Source organism: Actinocorallia sp. API 0066, from assembly GCF_020991275.1.
GTDB lineage: Bacteria > Actinomycetota > Actinomycetes > Streptosporangiales > Streptosporangiaceae > Actinocorallia.
Genome location: NZ_JAJLQY010000002.1, coordinates 112,605 through 133,088, shown reverse-complemented (window position 1 = coordinate 133,088; position 20,484 = coordinate 112,605). Strand labels below are relative to the sequence as shown.

Annotated in this window: 18 protein-coding genes; 5 read left to right on the top strand and 13 right to left on the bottom strand. The window is 70.6% G+C overall.

What is annotated here, in order from left to right; translation table 11 throughout:
• Positions 1 to 15: 15 nt before the first annotated feature.
• From LO762_RS05430 to LO762_RS05410, 5 genes are all read right to left on the bottom strand, one after another.
• Positions 16 to 801: a 2,3-dihydro-2,3-dihydroxybenzoate dehydrogenase gene (locus LO762_RS05430; RefSeq protein ID WP_230613088.1), complete on the bottom strand. Its 786-nt coding sequence runs from the start codon at positions 799 to 801 to the stop codon at positions 16 to 18.
• A complete protein-coding gene (locus LO762_RS05425) occupies positions 801 to 2,024 on the bottom strand; it encodes an FAD-dependent monooxygenase (RefSeq protein WP_230613086.1) in 1,224 nt (407 codons plus the stop codon). Before LO762_RS05425 ends, LO762_RS05430 begins: the two co-directional genes overlap by 1 nt.
• 18 nt (positions 2,025 to 2,042) lie before the next feature.
• Complete coding sequence (locus tag LO762_RS05420) at positions 2,043 to 3,359, bottom strand: phenylacetate--CoA ligase family protein (protein WP_230613084.1); 1,317 nt, start codon at positions 3,357 to 3,359, stop codon at positions 2,043 to 2,045.
• Positions 3,356 to 4,117, bottom strand: a complete 762-nt coding sequence (locus LO762_RS05415) for an amidohydrolase family protein (RefSeq protein ID WP_230613082.1) — start codon at positions 4,115 to 4,117, stop codon at positions 3,356 to 3,358. The genes LO762_RS05420 and LO762_RS05415 overlap by 4 nt, the downstream gene beginning before the upstream one ends.
• A gap of 205 nt (positions 4,118 to 4,322) precedes the next feature.
• Positions 4,323 to 4,991, bottom strand: a complete 669-nt coding sequence (locus LO762_RS05410; protein ID WP_230613080.1) for a response regulator transcription factor — start codon at positions 4,989 to 4,991, stop codon at positions 4,323 to 4,325.
• Positions 4,992 to 5,130: 139 nt separating this feature from the next.
• Between LO762_RS05410 and LO762_RS05405 the strand changes: the two genes are divergently transcribed.
• Both LO762_RS05405 and LO762_RS05400 read left to right on the top strand, forming a co-directional pair.
• A complete protein-coding gene (locus LO762_RS05405) occupies positions 5,131 to 6,165 on the top strand; it encodes a beta-ketoacyl-ACP synthase III (RefSeq protein ID WP_308103383.1) in 1,035 nt (344 codons plus the stop codon).
• A 48-nt stretch (positions 6,166 to 6,213) separates the two neighbouring features.
• Positions 6,214 to 6,462 (top strand): acyl carrier protein, encoded by a 249-nt coding sequence (locus tag LO762_RS05400; RefSeq protein WP_230613076.1) that lies wholly within the window; start codon positions 6,214 to 6,216, stop codon positions 6,460 to 6,462.
• A 14-nt stretch (positions 6,463 to 6,476) separates the two neighbouring features.
• On the opposite strand, the gene LO762_RS05395 is transcribed toward LO762_RS05400, so the two are convergent.
• Positions 6,477 to 7,604: a sensor histidine kinase gene (locus tag LO762_RS05395; protein WP_230613074.1), complete on the bottom strand. Its 1,128-nt coding sequence runs from the start codon at positions 7,602 to 7,604 to the stop codon at positions 6,477 to 6,479.
• Positions 7,605 to 7,848: 244 nt separating this feature from the next.
• Positions 7,849 to 8,775, bottom strand: coding sequence for a hypothetical protein (locus LO762_RS05390; RefSeq protein WP_230613072.1), 927 nt, complete (start codon positions 8,773 to 8,775; stop codon positions 7,849 to 7,851).
• A 268-nt stretch (positions 8,776 to 9,043) separates the two neighbouring features.
• Here LO762_RS05390 and LO762_RS05385 point away from each other — a divergent pair, with 268 nt between their 5' ends.
• The gene (locus LO762_RS05385; RefSeq protein ID WP_230613070.1) at positions 9,044 to 10,525 is read left to right on the top strand and encodes a DUF6851 domain-containing protein; all 1,482 of its coding nucleotides are present in this window, start codon (positions 9,044 to 9,046) and stop codon (positions 10,523 to 10,525) included.
• A 99-nt stretch (positions 10,526 to 10,624) separates the two neighbouring features.
• Here the strand turns inward: LO762_RS05385 and LO762_RS05380 are convergent, their stop codons facing one another.
• From LO762_RS05380 to LO762_RS05365, 4 genes are all read right to left on the bottom strand, one after another.
• The gene (locus tag LO762_RS05380) at positions 10,625 to 12,793 is read right to left on the bottom strand and encodes an MMPL family transporter (RefSeq protein WP_230613068.1); all 2,169 of its coding nucleotides are present in this window, start codon (positions 12,791 to 12,793) and stop codon (positions 10,625 to 10,627) included.
• 159 nt (positions 12,794 to 12,952) lie between these two features.
• Positions 12,953 to 14,431, bottom strand: a complete 1,479-nt coding sequence (locus LO762_RS05375; RefSeq protein WP_230613066.1) for an MFS transporter — start codon at positions 14,429 to 14,431, stop codon at positions 12,953 to 12,955.
• Positions 14,416 to 15,534 carry a hypothetical protein gene (locus LO762_RS05370; protein WP_230613064.1) on the bottom strand — a complete coding sequence of 373 codons (1,119 nt, stop codon included), beginning with the start codon at positions 15,532 to 15,534 and terminating at the stop codon, positions 14,416 to 14,418. Before LO762_RS05370 ends, LO762_RS05375 begins: the two co-directional genes overlap by 16 nt.
• A 29-nt stretch (positions 15,535 to 15,563) precedes the next feature.
• Positions 15,564 to 16,790: an oxygenase MpaB family protein gene (locus tag LO762_RS05365; RefSeq protein ID WP_230613062.1), complete on the bottom strand. Its 1,227-nt coding sequence runs from the start codon at positions 16,788 to 16,790 to the stop codon at positions 15,564 to 15,566.
• A gap of 163 nt (positions 16,791 to 16,953) precedes the next feature.
• Between LO762_RS05365 and LO762_RS05360 the strand changes: the two genes are divergently transcribed.
• Together LO762_RS05360 and LO762_RS05355 are read left to right on the top strand one after the other, a co-directional pair.
• Complete coding sequence (locus LO762_RS05360; protein ID WP_230613060.1) at positions 16,954 to 17,634, top strand: TetR/AcrR family transcriptional regulator; 681 nt, start codon at positions 16,954 to 16,956, stop codon at positions 17,632 to 17,634.
• Between the two features lie 32 nt (positions 17,635 to 17,666).
• A complete protein-coding gene (locus tag LO762_RS05355; protein WP_230613058.1) occupies positions 17,667 to 18,431 on the top strand; it encodes a DJ-1/PfpI family protein in 765 nt (254 codons plus the stop codon).
• On the opposite strand, the gene LO762_RS05350 is transcribed toward LO762_RS05355, so the two are convergent.
• Together LO762_RS05350 and LO762_RS05345 are read right to left on the bottom strand one after the other, a co-directional pair.
• Positions 18,403 to 19,176, bottom strand: a complete 774-nt coding sequence (locus LO762_RS05350) for a hypothetical protein (protein ID WP_230613056.1) — start codon at positions 19,174 to 19,176, stop codon at positions 18,403 to 18,405. The genes LO762_RS05355 and LO762_RS05350 overlap by 29 nt on opposite strands.
• A complete protein-coding gene (locus tag LO762_RS05345; RefSeq protein WP_230613054.1) occupies positions 19,176 to 20,435 on the bottom strand; it encodes a VWA domain-containing protein in 1,260 nt (419 codons plus the stop codon). The genes LO762_RS05350 and LO762_RS05345 overlap by 1 nt, the downstream gene beginning before the upstream one ends.
• Positions 20,436 to 20,484: the final 49 nt, after the last annotated feature.

The window sequence follows — 20,484 nt, the reverse complement described above, 5'->3', positions numbered from 1 at the left end:
GTTCCTCGGACGGCGTCAGACGTGCAGGCCCGCGCCGCCGTCGACGTACATGTCGTGCATCGTGATGTGCCCGGCCTGGTCGGAGACCAGGAACGCGACGGCGTGCGCCACGTCCAGGGTCTGGCCCAGCTTCCGCAGCGGTATCCCGACCTTGTACGCGGCCGGTGAGCCCTCGATCGGGGACCTCAGTCCCTCCCCGTCACCGAGCATCGAACGCAACATGGGCGTGTCGGTGGAGCCGGGCGAGACGATGTTGCAGCGGATACCGTGTTCGGCGAGCTCCAGCCCCAGGCAGCGGGTGAACTGGGCGGACGCCGCTTTCGACGCGGCGTACGCGGCCATCTCCATCCGTGGCACGCCGGCCGCGTTGGAGGCGATGGTCACGATCGTGCCGGACCCGCGGGGGACCATCCGGCGGGCCACCGCACGGCAGACGTTCACCACGCCTCCGGCGTTGACCGAGATCACCTCGCTCCAGTCCCGGTCCACGAGCTCGACCACCCTGCCGGTGCGCAGGACACCGGCGGCGTTGACCAGGATGGAGATCGGGCCTTGCTCGTCCTCGACGCGCCGCACGAGCGCGTCGACGGCCTCGCTGTCGGAGATGTCAGCGAGGTGACCGCGCGCCGAGGCGCCCTCCGCCTCCAGCTTCGCGACGATCGTGCCGAGGCCCTCGGCGTTGCGGTCCACCGCCGCGATCCGTGCGCCGGCCGCTGCCAGCGTGGCCGCCACCGCCGCACCGATACCCTGGGCCGCGCCGGTGACCAGTGCGAGCTTCGATTCGATTCCGGATAGTTCCATTATGTTCTCCCGATGGTCGGCATGGCGGTGCTCTCGGCGGCGCCGTCGGCCAAAGCCGCCCGTTCGGCGTCGTAGGCGAACAGCCACGCGTGCCCGTCCAGGCCCGAGGAGGCACCCGCGGTCTCGTCGCGGCGCCGCTGCGCGACGCCGTCTGCCAGGTGGAAGGATTCCGTGTTCTCTCGTGACCGGCTCTGGATCCGGCTCGTCCGGGCGAGACGGACGTGCTCGTACCGGCGCAGGGCCGCGTCCAGGGAGTTCGGACCCTCGTCCGCAAGGCAGCGGGCGAGCACGGCCGCGTCCTCGATCGCCTGATTCGCGCCCTGCGCCTGGAACGGCAGCATCGGATGTGCGGCATCGCCGATGATCGCCACCCTGCCCGTGACGAGGCTCTTGATGTTCTCCCGGTCGTGAAGGGCCCACCTGCTGACCGACTCCGCCGCACCGATCAGCCCGGTGACGTCCTCGTGCCAGCCTTCGTAGGCGGCCGCCAAGTCGCGCACGTTGCCCGGTGCCGACCACGACTCCTCCCGCCCGGCCCCACCTGGAACGGTGGCTCCGAAGCTCACCTGCCGCCCGGACGACACCGGGTAGCACACACAGTGCCGGCCGGGCCCGAACCACAACCGCACCGCCTCGGCACCGAGCAGGTGCGGCACCCGCTCGGCCGGAACCAGGCCCCGGTAGATCACCTGCCCGGAGTACCGGGGACGGTCGGCGACGAGCTGTTCACGGACGACCGAACGAATACCGTCGGCGCCCACGACCAGGTCCGCCTCGATCGTCGTCCCGTCGGCGAGCTCCAACCGTGCCGCGTCGGCCATCCGCTCCACCGCGACACAGCGGGCGGCGAGGTGAACCCGCTCGGGCGGGACGAGCGCGAGCAGAACGCTGTGCAGGTCCGCCCGGTGCAGCGTGTAGTAGGGTGCGCCAAACCGGCCGCGGCAGATTTCGCCCAGGGGTGTGCGCTGCAGGAGCGCGCCGTCGTCCCACCGGCGCATCTCGATCGCCCGCGGCTCCACCGCGACGGCGCGGAGCCGGTCCCGCAGTCCCAGCCGGTGCAGCAGACGGCTGGCGTTGGGCGCCAACTGCACACCGGCTCCCACCTCGGACAGGACGTCCGCCTGTTCGTAGACATCGAAGTCGATTCCGGCCCGGTCGAGAGCCACGGCGAGCGTGAGGCCGGCGATACCGGCCCCGATGATCGCCACGCTGGTCTTCGGCATTGAGCCCATTCCCTCGGTTCAGTAGTAGAGGAGCGCCTTGCCCCAGTCCTCGTCGGGTCCGAACAGGCTGCGGGGTTTGACCACGTCGGGGATGGCGGTGAGCGCCTCGCGCGGGATCAGCGAGCCGGGCGGCAGCCCGACGACGTCGCCGTCGATGCCGAAGGACTCCCGGACCAGAGCCCTGAGGCTCCCCTCGGCGGCCACCCGGTGTGCTTCGGGAACCTCCATCTCGACGCGCAGGCCCGTCCGTTCCGCCCGTGCCCGCCAGAACAGCACCTGGTAGGACTCGGGAAGCGAGAAGACGAGCTGTTCCAACCGGTGCTGGGTGATGGTCACGCCACTGACACCGTGGCCGAAGGCGGATCTGCCGAAGACCTGGACCGTGGGCAGTCCCCACCCGCAGTCGCAGTCGTCATAGGAGACCAGGACGTCGTCCTCAAGGTTGTAGCGCAGCAGCGGCATCGCCTCGCGGTACAGCGGAGTGACCACGAGCTGGCCCGCCCCCTCCCGGCCGACGGTGCCGGTCCGCGGGTCGTACACCTCAAAGAGCGCCCGGTCGGCCCACAGGTGCATCCGGCCGTACTCGCACTCCCCCGCCAGGCTGCCGGTCTCGGTGGATCCGTACTCCTCGATCACCGGTACCCCCCACAGCCGGCTGATCCGGGCGCGCCGCGCGGGGGTCAGCGGTTCTCCGCCGACGAACAACGCGCGCAGGTGGGGGAAGTCCACGCCGGGCCGGTGCCCGGCCTCCGCGGCGGCGGCGGCCCAGATCAGGCACTCGGTCGGCACCGACCAGGTCAGTGTCACCGCGAGGTCGTGCATCACCCGGACGACGCGGGCGTAAGGCATGGCCAGCGACCGGTTGTCGCCGGGGACCACGGTGGCGCCCTTCAGCCGTCCGGCGGCGTGCGCGAGGTGGCCGGTCAGCAGCAAAGCGTACGGCGTGCGGACGAGAAGGACATCGTCCGCCGTGACGCCGATCCACTTGCGGGCGAAACGCTCGGCGAGATCGACCCAGTCCTCCGCCGTGTAGTAGGACGGCGTGGGGTGACCGGCCGTCCCGCTGGACTCGTGGTAGGTGGCCAGCCGTTCCTTCGGGACGGCGAGCATTCCGAAGGGGTGGTTGTCACGCAGATCCTGCTTTGTGGTCAACGGCAGATCGGCGAGTTCGGCGGCGGTCGCCGGCAGTGCGGCCGACGTCAGCCGCGGCCGGTAGAACGGCGAGCCCGCCGCCCAGGAGACGGTCTGCTGAAGCTGCTTCTCCTGGAGACGGTGCAGTTCCTCCGGCCCGTTCCACTGGCCGAGCTGGGGCAGACTCGAACTTGAGTGGCTCACTGCTTGTCCTCTCCTAGCAGTCGGTGGGCGTTGTCCCAGGCGACCCGCCGCCACTGCCCGGCGGGAAGTCCAAGGGCCTGGTACTTGGCCAGCTCAACGGACGGATGTTGCAGCGGGTACTCGGAGCCGAAGACGACCCGTTCCGCCCCGAGGCGGTCGACGGCAGCCTCGACCACGCAGGTGTAGCCCCCGGAGGTCTCCAGCAGGATGTTGGGTTCGTCCTTGATCAAGTTGAGTGCGTGGAAGTCGATGTTCCCGATCCCGCTGTGCCCGAGCACGAAGCTCACGTCCGGGAAGACCCGGGCCAGCGCGACCAGGTCGGCGACACCGGCGCCCGGCCGGTCCAGGCACACGACATAGACCGGGTGGCGGAAGTCGGCTGCCACGCCGACGAGCGCCTCCACCCGCGGATCGTCCAGGCCGACCCCGTGCACGGCGGGCGAGATCTCCAGTCCCCGGAACCCGGCCGCGCCGGACCGGTAGGCGTCGGGAGCCCGGTGCGGGTTCGCGAAGAAGAACGGCACCAGGCGACCGTCGGTGCCGGCGCAGGCGGCCAGCACCGCGTCGTTGTCGGCGTCGGTCTCGACATGCCCGCCCTCGATCAGCTGGCGGGAGAGGCGGTCCAGGTCGATCGTTCCACCCGCGCACACCACCGCTCGTTCCAGCCCGCACCGATCCAGCGTCTCCAGGAGTCGTCGGCGGGCCTCCGGCCGGGGAGCCAGCCGCACGTGAAAGTCCAGCACGGGTTGTCCGGTCATTGCTCCTCCGTCATCCGCAGGCGGCACACCGAACTCAGGCGAGCACCGACCATGGCGTGCCGGACCGTTGACCGTTCCGGCGCATCCGCAGTCCTGTCCCCGCCGCAATTCTTCGGCTGGTCGATACGGTAATCGCGAGGTGCTGTTCTGCCCACTACTCAAGCATGTAGTGCGACTTCCGGCGGTCACGCGCATTTCATCGCCTTCAGATGTTCCGCGGAGACACCAGACCGGATTCGTAGGCGAGGACCACGAGCTGGGCGCGGTCCCTGGCGTGGAGCTTGGTCATGGCCCGGTTGATATGGGTTTTCGCGGTGACCGGACTGATCACCATCTGATCGGCGATCTCGTCGTTGGACAGACCGCGGGCGGCCAACGCGACGGCCTCGCGTTCCCGGTTCGTCAGCTCGGGCAACGCCTGATCGCCTTCGGACCGGGGCTGGACGGCGATGTACCGGCTGATCAACATCTTGGTGACCGACGGCGAGAGGAGGGCGTCGCCCCGCGCGGCGACACGCACGGAGTGCAGGAAGTCCTCGGGCTCGATGTCCTTCACCAGGAATCCCGCGGCGCCGGCCCGCAGCGCGTTGAAGACGTACTCGTCGAAGCCGTAGTTGGTCAGGATGACGACGCGCACCCCGGCCAGGGCGGGATCAGCGGCCACCCGACGGGTGGTCTCGATGCCGTCCATGACCGGCATCTGGATGTCGACGAGCGCGACATCGGGCAGATGCCGCCTGATGAGCGCCAGGCCCTCCTTGCCGTCGCCCGCCTCCGCCACCACCTCGACATCGTCCTCGGCGTCGAGCAGCGCCCGGAAACCTCCCCGCAGGAGCGGCTGGTCATCGATCAACAGGACCCGGATCGTGCTCATCCGCGCACTCTAGCCTTTCTCCCTGCGGCTTTCTGTGCGAAATCCGCTGTCCGGTTTCCTACTCACGCGGGTAGTGGGCGGTGCGGTATACCGCGACTACTGTCGTCTCATACCGGTCCGATGAGGGGGTGAAACGGCTGTGGAGCCGCTGTCCACAAACAATTCCCATGCCGCTCTGATCGGGGTGGGCGCATTTCTGCCGCCACGGCGGATCAGCAATGAGGACCTCGCCGAGCGCATGGACACGACCGACGAGTGGATCACCACGCGAACGGGAATACGGGCCAGGCACTGGGCCGATCCCGGAATCGCCACCAGCGACCTGGCCGTCGAGGCGGGACACCGGGCTCTCAAGTCGGCGAGGCTCACCGCCGAACCGGGTGCCGTCGACGCGGTGGTCCTGGCCACCACCACGCCCGACCACCCGTGTCCGGCCACCGCCCCGCAGGTCGCGGCCAGGCTCGGGCTCGGCACCGCCGCCGCCTACGACGTCGCCGCTGTGTGCACGGGCTTCCTCTACGCCCTGGCCACCGCGTCCGCGCAGATCGTCGCCGGTCACGCCCGCCGGGTCCTGGTGATCGGCGCGGAGACCTACTCCACCCTTCTCAACCCCGCCGACCGGACCACCAACGTGATCTTCGGGGACGGAGCCGGCGCCGTCGTCCTGGAGGCCACCTCCGAAGCCGACCGGCCGGGCGTCCTGCTCGGCGTCGACCTGGGCTCGGACGGTACGCGGCACACGCTCATCACCGTCGCCGCCGGCGGGTCCCGGCAGCGTTCCACACCGGGCGCGCCGGACCCCGACGCCCACTACTTCGCCATGGACGGCAAGAAGGTCTTCGCCCAAGCCGTCACCCGCATGGCCGGGTCGTGCGCGAAGGTACTGGAACGCGTCGGCTGGACCACCGACGAGGTGGACCACCTGGTCGGCCACCAGGCCAACCTGCGCATCCTCCACGCGCTCTCCAGGCAGCTGGGGGTCCCCCAGCGGCGCGCGGTGGTCCACCTGGACCAGGTGGGCAACACCTCCGCCGCCTCCGTCCCGCTCGCCCTCGCCGACGCCGCGGGCCGCGGCACGCTCGGCGTCGGCGACCGGGTCCTGTTGACCGCGTTCGGCGGAGGACTCACCTGGGGAGCGGCCGCGCTCCGCTGGCCGGACGTCGTCCCCGCCTGATGCCCGCCGCGCCACACCTCACCCCCCGACCATAAGAAGGGCTACCTCATGTCCATTCAGACGATGCCGCCCGCCGACCTCCTGATCGAAATGTTGCGGAAGGACTTCGGCGTCACGTCCAGCATCACCGCCGACACCACGTTCGAGAGCCTGGACCTGGACTCGCTCGTCCTGGTGGAGTTCTCCGTCGCTCTCACCCGGCGCTACGGTGTCGAGGTCGACGACGACGAACTGGCGGAGGCGGGGAGCGTCACCGGAACCCTGGAACTCCTCAGGAGCAAGGGCGCGGAGATCTGACGCCGGGCGGCGGTTCACGTCCGGTCGACCGGGAGGACGGCCTGGACCGTGAAGCCGCCCTCGTGCCGCGGTTCCGCGCGCAGGCTTCCGCCGAGCGCGGTGACCCGTTCCCGCATTCCGATGAGTCCGACGCCCGGCACCGGGGTGGTGGCCGGGGTCGCTTCGCCGTCGTCATCGACCCTGACGGTGACGGCGGCCGGAAGGTGCGCGATCCGGATCGTCGCCCTGGCACCGGCCGAGTGGCGGGCGACGTTGGTGAGCGATTCCTGGACGATCCGGTAGACCGCCCGATCCACGGCGGTCGGGACGTTGCGCGCGTGGCCCTCGATCGTCAGCGTCGCCTCCAGACCGGTTCTGCGCACCCGTTCCACCAGTTCCGGAACATGGTCGAGTCCGCGCGGCGGCGTCCTGGCGTCGTCTCGCAGCGCCTCCAGTGTCGTTCGGAGCTCCCTGCTCGCCTCACGCCCGGCCTCCTGGATCGCGAGCAGCGCCTCCGGTACCCGCTCGCCGCGCTTGCGCGCCAGATGGACGGCGACCTCGGCCTGCACCTTGATGACGGAGATCTGATGGGTGAGCGAATCGTGCAGCTCCCTCGCGATGTGCAGCCGTTCCTCGACGGCGCGGTGCCGCGCGACCTCCTCACGGGTGCGTTCGGCTTCGTCCGCCCGTCGCTCCGCCTGCCGCAGCGCCTCACCGGCGGCGCCCGCGGCGACCAGCCAAGCCAGTTCGAGCGCGTTGCGGGACTGCGCGACCGCCTCACCCATGGTCAGGTGGAGCGGAGCAATCCATACAGCCAAGGGGAGAACGACCAGCATCGTCACGCTCACCACCAGCGTGATGATGTGGTGCCCCGCTCGCACGGCCGCGTACACGGCGAACAGGTAGGCGACGGCGGGCACGTCGAATCCGACCGCCTGGTAGCTCACCGCGCACAGCCCGGTGACGAGCAGGACGGGAACCGGCGCCCGGCTTCTGGCGGCCAGTGCCAGACCCGCCGCGACCAGGAGCGCGTAGCCGAGAAGGTTCAGGTCCGTTCCGGGGTTCCGCCCGGACAGGCCGGTGACCAGCAGCACGGCGGCCACACACGCGGCGATCGTCCAGTCCCTGATGCCAGCCGGATAGGCAAACCGTGCCGCGCTCATAAAGCGCATCCTAGCCCGCCGCATCCGTGCGCGAATCCTCCTCTCGCACTAGTGGATACTACGCACGCAGTACTTCCACCGCGCAGCCGTCGCACACCCTCGGATACGCCATCCGTTCCGCCGATGATTCCATTGTTCTGCGGAATACCGGACGAACAATCGTTCACGAAGGACATCATTCGCATTCTGCGGAACGACTCGGCCCTCGATCCGGTTTCCCCCGGCCGAGCCGATCCGCGGCGGATCACCGCGGGGTCGACACCGGCGCCAGGCCGTCCCATCGCGTCATCTCCACCGCCAGCGCGGCGAGCCGATCCTTGGCGCCGGCGGTCGCGCCACTCTGTTCCAGAGCCGCGAGAGCCCGCGTGACACGGCGGGCGATCTGGAATTCGATGTGCTCCAGCGCACCGGAACCGACGAGCGCCGCCCGCACCTCGGCGGGCCCGTCGGCGAGGAGGTCGGCCCCGACGAGCGCGCCCAGCAGGTCGTCCCGGAGCCGCAACGCCTCATCGAGTTCGGCGCCGAACGCCGCGTAGGCCGCGACGAGATCCATCCGGGCGCCGGCGATCGCGGCGCCGAACCGCAGTGGACGTTCCGCCGCGGACGAGCCCGCCCCGAGCCTCGGACCCGGGCCCTCCCCGTCGTATGCCAGGCTGATCAGCTCGACCTGCTCGATCAGGTTGCTCGAACGTATCGCGGACCATACCGGTCGGACCCGGGCTTGCGCGTCCTCCGGCAATCCGGACGCGCGCACCATGACGTCCGCCCAGATCCGAGCCAGGTGGCCCATCAGGACGGCAGCCTCCCGCGCCGAGAACCGCCTCACCGGGTTCGACGCCACGAAACGAGCGCGAAGGAGCCCCGGCGTGCCCGTGGCGTGCCCGTGGAACATGATCGGCGCATGGAGCAGCTCCAGCCCCGCACAGGCGCTGAGCACGGCCTTGGCGACCGGGTCCCGCGGATCACCGCCGGCACCGAGCCAGCCGAGCCAGGCGAAGGTCGACCGGGCACGTTCGGCGCCGCGAAGAACATGGGCCTCCAGGTCGGCGACCGCGGCGGCGAAGGCCTGGCCGAGCGCATCGACCTCGGCGCGGCGTTCCGCGAAGAAATCCCTGATCACGGCTTCGATGGCGGCCGCCTCCCCAGCCGGCCCCAGATGGCCGACGGCCATGCGCTCACCCCCACAGAATCGCCTGGACGACATCACTTCGAACGCCGTTTTTCCAGTCCTCCAATTATTAAAGGACGCGCACGCGTGCGGGTGTCCACTACCCGATCAAGTAGTGGACCGATTGAACATGCCGAAGTTAACGTCATCTCGAATCAGGACACCCGTCAAATAAGTTCCGATGCGCGAGTGGCGGCGATTTCTGCACAGCGGAGTATCGCGCGTCCGCCGATTTCCCGCGGAAGCCGCCGTCGAAAGGAGATTTCCGGTCATGTTCAATCGACGGCTACGAAGACGCCACATGGGCTACGCGGCGGCCGCGGTCACGGCGGCCCTGATGGGATCGCTGACCGCTTCCGTGACGGCCTCCTCGCGTGAGCCGGTCGGCTTCGACCTCGACAACGGGAACGCCCTGATCGGCGTCATCTACCCCAGGTTCGACAGCGTGTCCCGCGCCGAGAGTCTCGGCCGCCCCATCCCGTGGACCGCGGACCACGCCATGCTGGTGGAGATGCCGTGGTTCGACGCGATCGCTCCCTACCACCCCACGGCCGTGGGCATCTTCTCGGACCTCGGACGCCGGCCGCCGGCGGAGCGCACGACACGCAACAAGAACATCGCCGTCGTCTACGCCGCCTTCACGTCGCTCAACGCGGTTCTTCCGCAGCACAAGGCGGCATGGCGCGAGATGATGCAGGCCGCGGGCCTCGATCCCGACAACACCGCTGAGGACCGCGCCACGCCGAGCGGCATCGGAATCCTCGCCGCCAAGAACGCCCTGGCCGCGCGGAAGGCCGACGGGAGCAACCGGGACGGCGACGCCAACGGCCGTCAGTACAATCAGCGGCCGTACGCCGACTACACGGGATACAAGCCCGTCAACAGCGCGTACGAGCTCCGCTCACCCTCGCGCTGGCAGCCGAACACCTCCTCGTCGAGGGACGTCTTCACGGTGCAGGAGTTCGGATTCCCGCAGTTCGGCCGACTGAAGCCGTTCTCCTACCGGAGTCCCCAGCAGTTCCAGGTGCCGCCTCCGCCGAACGACCATCTCCTTGACGCCAAGGGCTACCGGCGCCAGGCGGACGGGGTGTTGCAGGCGTCGGCGGGGCTCGACGACCGGAAGAAGATGACCGCCGAGCTCTTCAACGACAACGTCAGGCCCTTCGGGGCGATCGCCGCCCAGGTCGTCATCGGCGGCGGGCTCAGCACCGAGAAGGCCGTCCAGTACGTCACCACCTCCATCGTGGCCGGTTACGACGTCACGGTCGCCACGTGGTACTACAAGCGCAAGTACGACTCGGTCCGGCCGTTCAGCGCGATCCGTCACCTGTACGGGGGCAGGAAGATCACGGCGTGGGGCGGTCCCGGGAAGGGCACCGTCAGCGACATCACCGGCGACGAGTGGCAGGGCTATCTGAGCGGGCTGGCCGCGGCCTCTCCCGAGTACCCCTCCGGCGTCACCGCCGTCTGCCTCGCCTACACCCAGCAGGCGCGGCGTTTCACCGGCTCCGACAAGCTGGAGATCTTCGTTCCGGCGCCCAAGGGCTCCTCCCTCGTCGAACCGGGACGCACGCCCGCCAGCGACGCTCCCCTTCGCTGGAGCGGCCTGAGCGACTTCGCGAAGGACTGCGGCCAGAGCAGGGTCTGGGGCGGGGAGAACTTCCCGGCCTCGGTCGAGGCCGCCAGCCGGTACGCGTCGAAGATCGGCGACCTGAGCTACGAGTTCGTCCAGCGCAAGCTGAACGGCAGCTAGACCCACCGTCCCTCCAGGAGAACGCCCCTCGGTCGGGGCGGCCCGGCCCGCCTGAAGCCGGACCGCCGAGAGCGAGGGGCGTTCGTGTCCGTCCCCGGATCAGCCGGTGCGCGTCGGAGCCGGTGCGGCCGGGACCTCCTTCGCCGCCCGGCGCCGCCCCGGCATCCACCAGTTGGACTCGCCGCAGAGCTCCATCACGGCGGGGACCAGGACCAACCGGATGATGGTGGCGTCGACGAACACGGCGACGGCCATGCCCAGACCGATCTGCTTGACCGAGACGTCGGGGCCGAGCAGCGCCGTCGTGAAGATGGCGATCATGATCGCGGCCGCGGCTGTGATGAGCTTGGCGGTCCGCGCGAGCCCGCGCACGACGGCCGTCCGGGTGTCGCCGGTCCGCTCGTACTCCTCGCGGACCCGGGAGACCAGGAAGACCTCGTAGTCCATCGACAGGCCGAACAGAAGCGGGAACATCATCATCGGCACCCAGGTGGTGATCGGCATCTCGGTGGGGAATCCGAACACCGAGCCCAGCCAGCCCCACTGCACGATCGCGACGACCACACCATAGGCCGCGCCGATCGAGAGCAGGTTCATGACGGCGGCCTGCAACGCGATCGTCACGGAACGGACCAGGACGACCAGCAGGAGCAGGGACAGCACGATCACGACCGCGATCATCAGGGGAAGGCGCGCGCCGGTCTCCTCGGCGAAGTCGATCGCGCCGGCGTTCGGGCCGCCCACGTAGACGTCGGTACCGCCGGCCCCGGGCAGAACCCCGTCGCGGAGCTCGTGTACCAGGCCGGTGGTCGCCTCGTCCTGGAATCCGGTCGTGGGGAAGGCCACGAAGGTGGCGGCGATCCCGTCCCGGCTGACCCGTGGCTCGGTGGCGTAGGCGACGCCTTCGGTGTTCCTGACGGCGTCGACGACGGCGTTCAGGTCGGCGCCAGGGGCGCCGACCTGGGTGGCGAAGACGAGAGGCGCTCCGTAACCGGGGCCGAACCCCTCCGAGAGGATCTCGTACGCCGCGTAACTGCTCCGGTCATGGGGCTGCACGCTGGCGTCGGGCAGGCTCAGGCGCATCGACAATGCCGGGGCGGCCAGCACCAGCAGGACCGCGCCCGCCAGCAGAGCGGCGATCCGTGGCCTGCGCTGCACCGCCGCGGCCCAGCGTTCGGCCGGGGTGCGCCGCTCCCGAGCGGGGAAGGAGTCCTTCCCGCGCCGCCGGGTGAGGGCGCGGGGCAGGCGCAGCGAGTCGATCCTGCGGCCGGTGAAGCCCAGGAACGCCGGCAGCAGCGTCACGGCCGCGGTCATCGTCACCAGCACGGTCACCGACGCGCCGATGGCCACACCGGTCATCATCTTCTGACCCATCGCGATCAGACCCAGGAGCGCGATCACCACGGTCGTGCCCGCGAACAGCACGGCGTGCCCCGCGGTCGTGATGGCCGTGACCGTGGCGGCCTCGGGCCCTTCGCCTTCCTGCAGCGCCTCCCTGAAGCGGGTCACGATGAACAGCGCGTAGTCGATACCGACGCCGAGGCCGATCAGGACGGCGACGAGCACCGTGAAGTCCGGCGAGGGGGCGAGATGCCCCACGAGCTTCATCAGCGCCACGCCGCCGAGGATGGCGATCAGCGCCGTCACGATCGGCAGGCCCATCGCCACCAGCGAGCCGAAGGCGATGAAGAGGATCACCGCCGCCGTCAGTAGGCCGATGGCCTCGGCGGGGCCCTGCGGCGGCGTCTCGGCCTTCTCCGCCTTGTCCCCCGCCAGCCCCAACGCCACGCCGTCGCCGGACGCCTCCTTGACGAGGTCGACCAACGGCTTGACCGACGTCTTCGCCACGTCCGGGTCGGTCAGCGGAACGATCGTACGGGCGATCGTCCGGTCCTTCGTCACCAGAGTCGCGTCCTGGTAGGGCGAGGTCACCGGTCCAGTGACGGACGAGGCGTCGAGCCGGCCGATGACCTCCTCGATCCGCTGCCGCGCCCAGGGGTCGTCGATCCCGTTCTCCGCTTTGATCGCGAGGGTCAGCGTGTCTCCCCGTTGCTCGGGGAAATGCCTCTCGATCAGAGCCTGCGCCTTGGCGGAGTCGGATCCTCCACCGGAGTAGGAGTTGTCGGGAGCCGCGCCATAGCCGAAGCCGACGAACGCCACGGCGACGACTCCGGCGATCCAGGCGAGCAGAACCAGGCGGCGGCGCCGGTAACAGAAACGGGCAAGTCCCGCCAGGGCTCCGTTCGCCCGGGGGGTCTCAGTGGACATTGAATTCTCCTCCAGCCATAGGGGCTGTCCTCCATGGTCGCGATCGGGCCGCTCGCGGGCGTCGTGCGAGCGCAGACTCTCGACCGCGTCGGCTACCACGGATGCCGTACGTCGTCTGCGGTAGCGACGGCGGATCGGACGATCAGGCGGGGATGTCCGTCAGAACGGAGTCCCGCCGACGCTCTTGAGCTCCTCGACGTCGCTCCTGCGGACCCGGACCACGAACAGCGCGGTGAGCGCTCCCGCACCCGCGATCACCACGGCCGCCGCGAAGCTGCCCGCCATGCCCGCCGCCAGGACCTCGCCGCCCCAGCTACCGGGCAGTTCGCCCGTGCTCTCGAAGGCGGCCTTCATGTCGGCCGAGGCGTGCGCCAGGAAGTCCGGCATCTGCCGCTCGGCCTCCGCGCGGCCGGCGGATCCGTAGACCGTGGTCAGCAGGGCCAGTCCGATCACACCGCCCAGTTGCTGCGTCACGTTCAGCAGGGCGGAGGCGGCACCGGTGTCCAGCCGCGTCACCCCGGACACCGCGGTCAGGGTGAGGGTCACGACGTTGAGCCCCATGCCGACGCCGAAGACCAGCATCGGGCCGAGGACGCCGTCCAGGTAGCCGCTCGTGGAATCGATCAGGGCCAGCCACGCCATGGCGCCCGCGGCCAGCAGCGAACCTGTCACCATGAGGGACTTCGGACCGGCCGGCGGCAGGAGGCGCTGGGCCAGGCCCGCGCCCGCCGCGATCGCGACCGTCACCGGCAGGAAGGCGACGCCGGCCTTGACCGCGCTGTACCCCAACACGTCCTGTACGAAGAGCACGATGTAGAAGAAGACCCCGAAGAGAACCGCGGAAAGACTCATCATGACGATGTAGGTGCCGGCGCGGTCGCGGTCCCGGAACAGCCGCAGCGGGGTGACGGGCGCCCGCGCGAACCGCTCCACGGCGAGGAACGCCGTCAGCAGCACGGCGGCCCCGGCGAAACAGAGCAGCGCTCGCCGATCGCCCCAACCCTCGGCCGCGGCGAGGACGAACCCGTAGACCAGGGTGGACACGCCCAGGGTGGAGGTCAGGGCCCCGGCGAGGTCGAACCGTCCGGGCTGCCGCGCCGACTCGTTGATGTACAGCTTCGCGAACGCCACGATCACCAGCCCTATCGGGACGTTCACGAACAGCACCCAACGCCAGTCCAGCCATTCGGTGATCAGGCCGCCGACCAAGAGGCCGAGGGCGCCGCCACCAGCGGAGACCGCGGCGAACACACCCAACGCGCGGTTACGCTCCGGGCCTTCGGGAAACGTGGTCGTCACGAGCGCGAGCGCGGTCGGCGAGGCGATGGCGCCGCCGACCCCTTGGAGCGCCCGCGCCACCAGCAACTGCCAGGGTTCCTGGGCCAGGCCGCCGAGCAGCGACATGACGACGAACAGCAGGATGCCGAAGACGAACACCCTGCGCCGACCGAGGAGGTCCCCGGCCCTCCCGCCGAGCAGCAGGAGCCCCCCGAACGTCAACGTGTAGGCCCCCACCACTGCGGTGAGGGCGGTGGTGGAGAAGCCGAGCGCGGTCTGGATCTCTGGAAGCGCGATGTTCACGACCGTCGCGTCCAGCACCACCATCAGCTGGCATGCCGCGATCAGTGCCAGGGCCACACCACGTTTGTCCGCTCGCGGCGCCGGAAGCGGAACCGGCCTTTCTCCGCCCGACCGATAAATTGCCACCATTTCCCCTTACGCCCGAGAAGTGAACACTTGTTCAATATCACTGCGGGCGTTTGTCCCACATGGCGCGATGACGTGAATTCGCCTGCGGGTGGGTTGGTGTGCTCGGGTCGGTTTCGGGGCCGGGGTGGTCGGCTCCAGGTTGTCGCGGGGGGCTCGTGGCGGGGGAAGAAGGCCAGGGCGGCGAGGACGAGGGTGAGGCCGGTCCAGCGTAGGGCGAGGGGGGCGGGGTCTGACGGCCAGGGTTCGGCGTACAAGGCGGGGCCGGAAAGGGCCATCGTGGTGCGGCCGCAGACGGCGATGAGGACCGCGACGGTGCTGAGGCGGCAGCGTTGCAGGGCGATCTGGAGTTGGATGAGGGTGATGCCCGCCATGCCCAGGATCAGGTACGGGTAGGGCGAGGCCAGCACGGCGGCCACGGACGCCTCGTGCACCCAGACGGCGGAGACGCCCCGCCCCGCCGCCTCCGCGACGCCCGCGCACGTCCCCGCGCTGATCCCGTACGCGACCCCGGCCAGCGGCTGGGCGTGCCGCCCGCCGCCCCTGCGGTCCCCGACGAGCCAGACCAGCACCGCGACGCACATGGGCGGCACGACGACCAGGGCGAGCGGCCAGAAGGCCCAGGCACCGGCCGTCTCCAGGTCGCCGATGTCCGACGTGCCGGACACGCCCAGCAATAGCACCGCCAGCACGGCGACGCCCGCCGCGGCCCTCTCACGGCCGCTGAGCCGCTCGCCGAGCGCGGCCGAGGTGTACCCCAGCAGGAGCAGCAGGCTGAGCCCGAGGAGCGGCTGGGCGACGTGCGCGGGCAGCGTGGCGAACGCGACGACCTGGCAGGCGAGCCCGGCGAACAGCAGCAGCCCGCCGACGAACCAGCCGGGGTCGCTCAGCATCGCGACGGTCGCCTGGACCGGACGGCCGCCGCGCAGCGGCGGCATGCGCTGCGCGGCGTCGCGGAACAGGACGAAGGACACGAAGTAGACCCCGGTGCCCCCGAAGGCGGCACCGAGCCAGGCCAGGTGCATCTCGTTCACGCCCGCTCTCCCGGTGTGCCGCGGGCCGGTCAGTACCTGGGGTTGTTGGTGTGCGGGATCTGGATGTTGATGGGGATGTTGCCCTCGGAGAGGATGAGCAGCGCCGCGAGCCGCAGCACCTCGTCGAACGCCCAGTAGGACTTCTGGACGACGCCGGGCGCCTTCTCCAGCTTGAGCAGCCCCTCGCGGACGGCGATGAACGGCTCCCAGCCGTGCTGGAAGACGCCGTCCCACACGGGCGTCTTGCGGATCTTGAGCCAGCCCGCGATCTCGTCGCCCAGCACGTACCTGGTGAGCGCGCTGAGGATCGGCTTGGTGAGCAGGGTGCCGTCGATGGACGCGCCGAGGCCGAGGAGCATGTCGGCGAGCTTGATGCCCTCCGGCGTCGGCGCCAGGATCGGCGTGAGCACCTGCGCGGCCTGGGAGTTGGCTTCCGCCCACGAGTTGGGGATGTACTCGTCGAGGACGCCGAGCATGTGCGCGGTGACCTGCCAGGAGTGCAGGAAGGCCGTCGACTCCGCTGCCGGGATGGGCACCTTCCACTTGAGGAGGTTCTGCATGACGGTCGTGGGCAGGCTGTGCCAGGTGACCATGATGTCCGCCTGGGAGATGGGGATCTTCTCGTCGGCGACCTTGCTCCAGTGCAGGGACTGCGGCAGGAGGTGCCGCACCCCGGCGTGCGCGAGGCGGGTCTTGACGCAGGTGACGATCATCTCGCCGTCGGGCTTGAAGGCGTTCGCCGTCCCGATGTCGTAGCCGAGCTTGGCGGTCTTGGTGATGCGGTCCTTCATGTCCGCACCGCCCTTGGAGTAGTAGACGGCTCGCGCCTCGCGGGGGATGACCGTGCTCATCATCCCGCTCGCGAAGCCGTAGGTGACGCCCAGGTACAGGCCGCGCTTCTCGTTGAAGTCGACGGCGGTGCGGAGTTTGCCCTGGTCGGTCCACTCGGGCAGTCGGCGCGCCTTCTCCATGAAGGCGCGCAGGTCGGCCGGAAGCCCGTCCGGGAGCGGCTGGCCGTTCTTGCGCCAGGTGTTGAGGAGCTTGTTGACCTGGGCGACCTCGCCGCGCTGGACGATGCCCGCGACGATCGGGTCGGCCTCGGCGTCCCACACGGTCCTGGGGTCGAGGCCCGCGCCGACGCCGGCGACCGAGCCCTTGGGGGACCAGGACCACGCGGGCGTCGCGGCGGCCAGCGCGCCGAACGCGCTGAGTGCTCCGCCCGCCCAGAGGACGTCACGTCTGCTGCGCTCCACCATGCCTATTACCTCCTTGGCAGCCGGAAAGGGGTGGTCTGATACGCTGAAACGCGAGATGGATCTGCGTATCATCCGCTGCGGACCCCATCAGAACACATGCGTTCCAGCCCGACAAGACCCAGCCATCAGCAAGTACTTACTGACAGAATTTCTCGGGAGGGCCATGGAGCCGGCGCAGCAGTCCCCCGTCCCCGCCCAGGACGCCGAGTCGCTACTGGAGCGTGCCTACAACGACGCCCTCGAACGGATCGACGACGCCGACGAGAGCAACACCCGCATCCTCGACGGCGCGTACGAGCAGTTCTGCAGAATGGGCATCCAGCGGTCCACCATGGAGGACGTGGCAAGGCGCGCGGGCGTCTCGCGCATCACCGTCTACCGGCGGTTCGCCACCAAGGACGCCCTCGTCGAACAGGTCGTGCGGCGCGAGTTCCGCCGCTACTTCGACACGTTCCTCGTCGAGATCGAACGGGCCGAGACCGCCGCCGACAGGGTGGTCGTCGGCTTCGTCAGCTCGTTGCGCGCCATCTGGAGCAACCCACTGATCGGCGGGATGATCGCCACCGAACCCGACCCCCTCGTCGCCGCCCTCATCAAGGACGGCGGGCGGACCCTCGCCACGGTGCGGCAGTTCGTCGCGGGCCAGCTCCGCGCGGAGCGGCGCGCGGGCAACGTCGCCGCCGACCTCGACGTCGATCTCGTCGCCGAGATGATGGTCCGGATCTCCGCCTCGTTCCTCGCCATCCCCACCCGCCTGCCGGACCTCACCGAGGACGAGCACCTGGCCGCCCTGGCCCGCCGCTTCCTCGTCCCCATGCTGACCCCTCCCGCCGCGCCGGACTGACCGGCCGCGCCCATCCCGTTCTGGAGGCCCACATGCGCATCGCCTACGTGCTCTACCCGGGATTCACCGCGCTCGACCTCATCGGCCCCTACGAGGTGATCAGCCGCTGGCCGGACGCGACGTTCCGCTTTGTCGCCACCTCGCCCGACCCGGTCACCACCGACCTGGGGATGAGCGTCCTGCCCACCGCGACGACCGCCGACGTCGGGCCGGTGGACATGATCGTCGTGCCCGGCGGCGGCGGCACCGCCTCGCTCGACGCCGCCCGGGACGCGGAGCTGATCGGCTGGATCACCCGCGCCGCGCCCGACGCCGGATGGCTGGTCTCGGTGTGCAGCGGCAGCGTCCTGTACGCGACGGCGGGCCTGCTGCGGGGACGGCGCGCGACCACCCACTGGGCCATGCGCGAGAACGTGCGCGCCCTGGGCGCGGACGTGGTGCCGGAACGTGTCGTCTTCGACGGGAACGTCGTCTCCGGCGCCGGCGTCTCGGCGGGCATCGACATGGCGCTCGCGCTGACCGCCCGGGTGCACGGCGAGGACACCGCCAAGGCGCTCCAGCTCGTCATCGAGTACGACCCCGAGCCCCCGTTCGACAGCGGCTCCCCCGACAAGGCGGCCGCCTCGACCCTGCGCCTCGCCAGCCGCATGCTCCTCGGTGACGCCCCCCTGCGCGCCGCCGCCCGGGTGACGGGCCACCTGGTCGCCGCCCGGTTCCGCCGTCCTCCCCGGACGGGCGCGTCCGGCCCGTCCGGGGGGCGTGGGGGCGTCAGGGGCGGCGGCGGGGGTGCCGGGTGAGGGTGTAGCCGAGGATGCCGGTGAGCGCGGCGACGGCGCCGCCGACGATCGTCCAGGTCCAGCGGCCCGTCAGCCGGTTCACCCAGCTTTCGGCCTGGGCGAGCGGTTTGGGCGCCGACGTCGTGGCGTCGGTCGGCGCGGCGCCGTCCGGCGGCAGGGTGGCGCCCGCGTTGATCGGCGGGGAGAGCGGCGCCTCCATCCGGGCACCGGCGGGGTGCGCCGCGCCCTCCTTGACGGTCAGTTCCACGTTCGCCTGCACGGGCAGCCCTAGATCCCGCTCGGGGAGCCCCGTAGCGGACAGCCTCAGGTAGTACGTCCCGGGCAGCGCGTCGTGGGACCAGTGGTCGGCCCACGACCTGACGCGGCGCAGCGAACACCCGACGGTGACGTCGGCGGCGTCCGCCTTGGCGGTGCCCGTCTGGGTGCCCGCCGTGCAGGGCTGGCGGCGGCGCAGGCCGTCGAACACGTCGAGCGTCCAGGTGGTGGGGCCGTGCCGGTCGGCCGTGGGCGGCAGGGTGACGCGCACCGAGACCCGGTGCGCCTCCCCGGCCGCCGCCGCGAACGACCAGTACAGGTAGTCGCCGGTCGAGGCGGGCACCACGACGGGCTGCCCCGGCACGATCACGGTGGCGCTGAGGAACGACGGCCCGGCCGTCGTCACCGTGGGCACCGGCTGCTCGGCGGAGGCCGGCGCCGGAAGCACGAGGATCGAGGCCGCGACCAGGATCAGGATGCCGCGCATCATCAGCCCTCCCTTCGGATCGAGATCCGCCAGCGGGCCAGCCAGCCCGTGACCAGCCCGGCTACCAGGCCCGCCAGGGCGAGCACCGCAAGCAGCGTCCAGCCCCTGCCGAGGACGGGATCGCCGGGATCGGGCGAGGAGGCGACGAGGTCCACGGTCAGCTCCAGCGGCATGCCGGGGGACGTCAGCACGCCGGGCGGCGCCGAGAACGAGTTGCTCACCACGAGGCAGACGGTCCGGGGCTCGGCGTCGTCGTCGGCGGGCCGCCCGTCGGACCAGCGCAGCCCGGCCGACTGCACGTCGGTCCTGCCGCTGCCCGCGTCGGAGCCGCGCACCAGCTCGCGGCCACCGCTCGCGGTCGCCCGCAGCAGCACCCCGTAGTCACGGTTGAGCCTACGGTCGAGCGACAGGCTCACCGAGGCACGCAGCTCCTGGCCGGGCGCAAGGCGCACCCGGTACCAGCGGTGCTCGCCGAACTGCTCACGGTCGGTGTAGACGCCGGGGGCAAGGGTCGGCGCGGTAGCACAGTTCTCGGCTCCCGCGACGTGCAGGGGAGCTTCCGCGTACGTGGTGACAGCACGGTCGATGAGCTGTTCCAGGCGGTCGGTGAGCTGCTCCTGGCTCTGCACCGCCGTGTACGTCCCGCCGGTGGCCTCCGCGATGCACGTGAGCTGCCGCCGCACCTTGGCGTCCAGGGTGAGGCCGAGGGTGTCCACGACGAGGTGGGTGCCCTGCGCGGCCAGCTCCCTGGCGACGTCGCAGGGGTCGGGCAGGCCGCAGGAGTCCTCGCCGTCGGTGATGAGGATGATCCGGCGGGTCGTCTCGCCGGTGCCGAGGTCCTTCGCGGCCGCGCGCAGCGCCCAGCCGATGGGCGTCCAGCCCGTCGGGGCGAGCGTCGCGATCGCGGTCTTGGCCTCGACCTTGTCGACCGTACCGACCGGGAAGAGCAGCTTGGTGTCCTTGCAGCCGACCGCCTTGGAGCTGCCCGGGAAGCGGTGCTGCGAGCCGAGCAGGCGGATCCCGAGGTGCGTCTCGGGGGGCAGCGCGTCCACGACGTCGTTGAACGCCTGTTTCGCGACGGCCATCCTGCTGCGGCCGCCGATGTCGGCGGTGCGCATCGAGCCGCTGGAGTCCAGCACCAGCTCGACGCGCGGCGGTTCCTTGGCGGGGGTCTCGTCGGCGACGGCCGGGGGCGGGCCCAGCGTCGCCGAGGCGATGAGCGCGCAGGCCAGCCCTGCCGCCCACCGTCGTGCGATGATCATCCCAGAATGTTATTGATCATCCGCTTCGGATCCGCCAGATCAGGACATT